General features: G+C 66.0%; 5 protein-coding genes. 1 reads left to right on the top strand and 4 read right to left on the bottom strand.

The annotated features are described in order from the left end of the window. A partial coding sequence (gene mtnB / locus PHE40_RS10685) for a methylthioribulose 1-phosphate dehydratase (RefSeq protein ID WP_299961591.1) occupies window positions 1–473 on the bottom strand: 473 nt, incomplete at its 3' end. 1 nt (window position 474) lies between these two features. After that, window positions 475–708 carry a twin-arginine translocase TatA/TatE family subunit gene (locus tag PHE40_RS10690; RefSeq protein ID WP_291422379.1) on the bottom strand — a complete coding sequence of 78 codons (234 nt, stop codon included), beginning with the start codon at window positions 706–708 and terminating at the stop codon, window positions 475–477. 107 nt (window positions 709–815) lie between these two features. On the opposite strand from PHE40_RS10690, the gene PHE40_RS10695 reads away from it, so the two are divergent. After that, a complete protein-coding gene (locus PHE40_RS10695; protein ID WP_299961594.1) occupies window positions 816–2,741 on the top strand; it encodes a hypothetical protein in 1,926 nt (641 codons plus the stop codon). Here the strand turns inward: PHE40_RS10695 and PHE40_RS10700 are convergent. Both PHE40_RS10700 and gluQRS read right to left on the bottom strand, forming a co-directional pair. Further along, a complete protein-coding gene (locus PHE40_RS10700; protein ID WP_299961596.1) occupies window positions 2,710–3,666 on the bottom strand; it encodes a CPBP family intramembrane glutamic endopeptidase in 957 nt (318 codons plus the stop codon). The genes PHE40_RS10695 and PHE40_RS10700 overlap by 32 nt on opposite strands. After that, on the bottom strand, window positions 3,663–4,484 hold the full coding sequence (gene gluQRS / locus PHE40_RS10705) for a tRNA glutamyl-Q(34) synthetase GluQRS (RefSeq protein ID WP_299961598.1): 822 nt from the start codon (window positions 4,482–4,484) through the stop codon (window positions 3,663–3,665). The genes PHE40_RS10700 and gluQRS overlap by 4 nt, the downstream gene beginning before the upstream one ends. Window positions 4,485–4,489: the final 5 nt, after the last annotated feature.

Below are 4,489 nucleotides of genomic sequence, written 5' to 3' on the forward strand. Positions count from 1 at the left end.
CCAATCGGCGGGTCGCGCAGCAGCAACGGCTCGATATAGGCGGCCAGCCGGCCGATGTCCTGGTCATTGGCGTATACCGGCAGCACCACGTCCATCTCATGCGTGGCAAAGCCAAAGGCCTTCAAAACCTCATAGTCCGAAAAGGTGATCGCCCCCTGCATGGAGAGCACGGTGGCGGCCACCGAATGGCCATGCAGCACCGCACCCACCTGCGGAAACAGCCGGTAGAGTTGGCAATGCAGCAGCGTCTCCGCGCTGGGTTTCATCCCCTTGCTCAGCGCCTGGCCGGTGTAATCCACAGCCATGATATCGCCGGTCTTCAACCGGCCTTTATGCACGCCGCTACGGGTGATCGCGATGCGGCCGTCATCAATGCGCGCGGAAAGGTTGCCGGCGGAGCCTGGCACCCAGCAATGCGAATCCATCCGCTGCCCGGCCTCGGCCAAGGCGTTCGCCAGTTCAGCGGGAACCATCTCAGCCCTGGTTTACGGTCGTCTTGTTCTGGTCCGGCAGTGGCGCGCTCAGCGAATCCGGCTTGCTCATCGAGGCGTCCTGGCCTTTTTTGCCATCCTCGTCGGCAAGATTTTCCTTGAAGGATTTAATCCCCTTGCCGAATTCGCCCATCAGGTTGCTGACCTTGCCGGTACCGAACACAAGCATGACCACGAACAGCACGATCAGCCAGTGCCAGATGCTCAATCCACCCATAAATTAATCTCCACCCAGATATTTCCCACCTCAGTCTACGCTGATCGCGGAGGAATGCCAAATCGCGGACGTTGTGCGCAAGGCCAACCTGTGGTTGAAAGCCGCAGATGCGCAACGAACCCGCTCCGCGCCACCAGCTTCCGCGCCATGCCGCGGTCTGCCTGTTGTTTCTGGCCGCCAGCGGGGTTTTCTATGCCCCGCCGCATCATTGGCCGGGCCTCACCAGTTTCGGTGACGGCCAGGATTCCCTGGGCTTCATCTGGTTCCTCAATTGGTGGCCTTTCGCGCTGTCGCATCATTTGCCGCTGCTGTTCACGCATGACGTTGATTACCCGGCGGGCACCGATCTGGTATGGAAAACCTCCATCCCCGCGCTCGGCCTGCTGGCGGCACCTTTCACCCTGCGTTTTGGCGCTCCGGCGGTGTTCAACGTGTTGATGATCGCCGCCCCCGCGCTCTCCGCCTTCGCCCTCTATCTTGCCGCCTGGGAGCTTACCGGCGCCTTCGCCGCCGCGCTGCTCGCCGGCGCGGTCTTCGCCTGTTCGGGCTATGAGATAGGCCAAACCCTTGGTCACCTCAATCTCGCTTTCACCGCCGCCGTGCCGCTCAGCCTCTGGGCGTGCCTGCGCGCGGCCGCGCATAACTGGCCGCGCTGGCGGCTGGGCGTGGTGCTGGGGGGGCTGCTTCTGTTCGAATTCGGCGTCTCGCAGGAGATTTTCGCCAGCGAAATTCTCTTCGGCGCCGCCGCGCTGCTGCTGCTGGCTTGGCTGGCCCCTTTGCCGCGCCCTGTGCTGGCCCGTCTGCTGGCGGGCATCCTGCTGGGGCTGGGTCTTTGCCTGCTGCTGGCATCCCCCTTCATCTGGGCCATGCTGCGCGGCTACGCCGCCGCGCGGGCCAATTTCTCCACGCCTGATGTCTATTCCGACGACCTGCTGGCAGCCTTCATCCCCACGCCGCTGGTGTTCCTGGGCGGGCATCTGGCGCTGCCGCTGTCAAAACTTTTCACGGGCAATTCCGCCGAGCAGGGCGGCTATTACAGCCTGCCCCTGGTGCTGCTCGCGCTCTATATCTGGCGCACAACGCCCCTCGCGGCGGCGCGCGTGCTGGCGGGCATGGCGCTGCTGGCGGCGGTGGCCTCCCTCGGCCCTTATGTCCATGTTCTGGGCCACAGCCTGGGCCCGGCGCCATGGCTGCCCTTTGCCCAGATGCCGGTTCTCGCCGCCATGCTTCCTGGCCGTTTCGCGCTCTATGCCTGGCTTTCTCTTGCGCTGTTGCTAGCGCTCTGGCTGGCGCGCCCCGGCACCGGCTGGCGCCGTTACGCGCTGGCCGGGCTGTGCCTCCTCGCCATCCTTCCCGCGCAATCCACCGCGCGCAACTGGCGTCAGCCGGTGCTGCCCTCCGTTTTTGCCGCCCTGCCGCCGGGCGCGCATGTGCTGGTCCTGCCGGTTTTCGCCCAGGAGATGGGCTGGCAATATGCTTCAGGCATGCGCTTCGTGCTGGTGGGCCAGGGCTATCTGGGCAACGGCATGCCCGCGCCATTTTCTTCCTGGCCGCTGTATCCGGCGCTGTGGCGCAACCTGTTCAACCAGATCGGCCCCCAGGAGTTCTCCGCCTACCTGCAAGCCTACGGTGTGCAATATGTGGTGCTGCTCCCTCATGGCTACGGCTATTACGCGGGCAAGCCGGTGGACGAAGCCGCTAAAACCCGCGCCGCCGCCGTGTCGCTGCAACAGGCAGGGTGGCGCATGACAACTTCCGCGCCGCAGGGCGCGCTCTACCAGCCCATCCCTGGCCGCCCGCGCTGGTCTGTGGGCCAGATCGCGGCCTTCATCGCGCAAGGGGAACAGCGCCAGCGCGCCGCCGTGCTTCCGTATGAAATTCACCGGGTCTGCCAGATCCGCCGCTTCGCCCGCGCAACCGGCCTTCCCCCCGCGCCTTTGCTGTACCTCTGGGCCCTGCACGCGCATCCGCCGTTCCCCGCCGCCGGCATCTCCTGCCCGCTCACCGCACGAACAACACCGCCGCCAGAATAGATCCGGCATTATAGAGTATATGCAGCGCAATCGCCGGGCGGATGGAGCGGAACCTCAGCCGCAGCACCACGGCGCAGGCGGCCATCAGCCCTACATCGATAAAGCCCGGCGGGTAATACATCTTCTCCGGCGCGTGCGCCGCCATAAAGGCCAGCGTGGTTATAACCGCCGCCCGGACCGGCCCCAGCCGCGCCGCCAGCCCGGCAAAGGCGATGCCACGGAACACGACCTCCTCCAGCGCCGGGCCGATGAACAAAGCCACCGCCAGCAGCGGCAGCGCCGCCAGCCCGCGGCTCTCGAACAGTTGTGACTCGGGCAGATTGCGCAACGCCCGCATATCGGGTGGAAAAAAGTGAAACAGCAGCCCAACGCTGCAAACAATCCACACCGCCGTAACAGCCGCGCTCACATAACCCAGCGCCGGGGCGGCGCACCAGCCGATGCCGCTCTCCCCGCCATCCCTCATCCGCGCGCTGCCCAACCGGCGCAGATACCAGACAACCCAAAGCGCCGCCGCGCTCTCTCCGGCCAGCACTGTGGCCAGCATAAATGCCGGCCCGTTGAAATTCACCCGCGCCGCCGCATGGCGGGCGATCAGGGCCAGGTTCTCGATGGTCAGCACATTCGCCAGCAGCGCGCCGCCTCCGGCCATGGCCAGGCCAAACCCCACCATGCCCCAGATTCCTTGCGCCAGGCCGAACGGCTGCGCCACCCCCGGCGGCCGCCGCGCCCCAGGTAGCAGCGCAAAGCACATGGCCAGCACGAACAGGTTGAGCCCGAACGCCGCCCCCAGCGCGATCAGCTTCTCATGCGGCTCTGGCGCGTGCAGATGCGGGAACATCGCGCGGCCGAACACCTCCATGGCGCCGCCTCCCAGCAGCGCAAACCCCGCGAGCCACCCCAGGCTGACCAGAATACGCCTCATGCCGCGATGCCTTCCTCGAATTGCCGCAATATCGCGCGCGGCTGCACACCCGCCGCCCGCATGGAGCGTAACGTAGCGGCAAAATCGCGCTTGGCCAGCCGCCTGCCTTGCGCATCGCGCAGCAGCCGGTGGTGCGCATAAACCGGCGCCGGCAGCCCCAGCAGCGCCTGCAACAGCACATGCACATGCGTCGCCTCAAACAAATCCTCACCCCTGATCACATGGCTGATGCCCTGCAACGCATCGTCATGCACCACGCAGAGATGATAACTGGTTGGCGTATCCTTGCGCGCCAGCACCACATCGCCAAAGGGCAGGGGCCTGGCCTCGATCCAGCCCTTGCCCTCCTCGAAAAACCGCAGCGCGCCCGCCTGGCGCAGCGCCGCCGCCATATCCAGCCGCAGCGCATAGGCTGCTCCGGCGTTCATCCTCTCCGCCCGCGCGGCCTCGCTCAAATGCCGGCAGGTGCCCGGATACACCGCCTCCGCGCCATGCGGCGCCGCCTGCGCGCGGGCAATCTCCGCCCGGGTGCAGAAGCATGGATAAAGCAACCCCCGCCCGCGCAATATCGCCAGCGCCGCCTGGTATTGGGCCAAATGCGTTGACTGCACGCGGATTTCCCCATCCCATTCCAGCCCCAGCCAGCGCAGATCCTCCAGGATCGCCGCCGCATATTCGGGGCGGCAGCGGGTGCTGTCGATATCTTCCAGCCGCAGCCGGAACACATCCGCGCGCACCCAGGCGTTCCAGGCCGAAAATGCGTGGCCAAGATGGAGATACCCGGTGGGGCTGGGGGCGAAGCGCGTGGTGATATTCATGGCCG

The sequence above is a fragment of the Acidocella sp. genome, from assembly GCF_028687955.1.
Taxonomy (GTDB): domain Bacteria; phylum Pseudomonadota; class Alphaproteobacteria; order Acetobacterales; family Acetobacteraceae; genus Acidocella.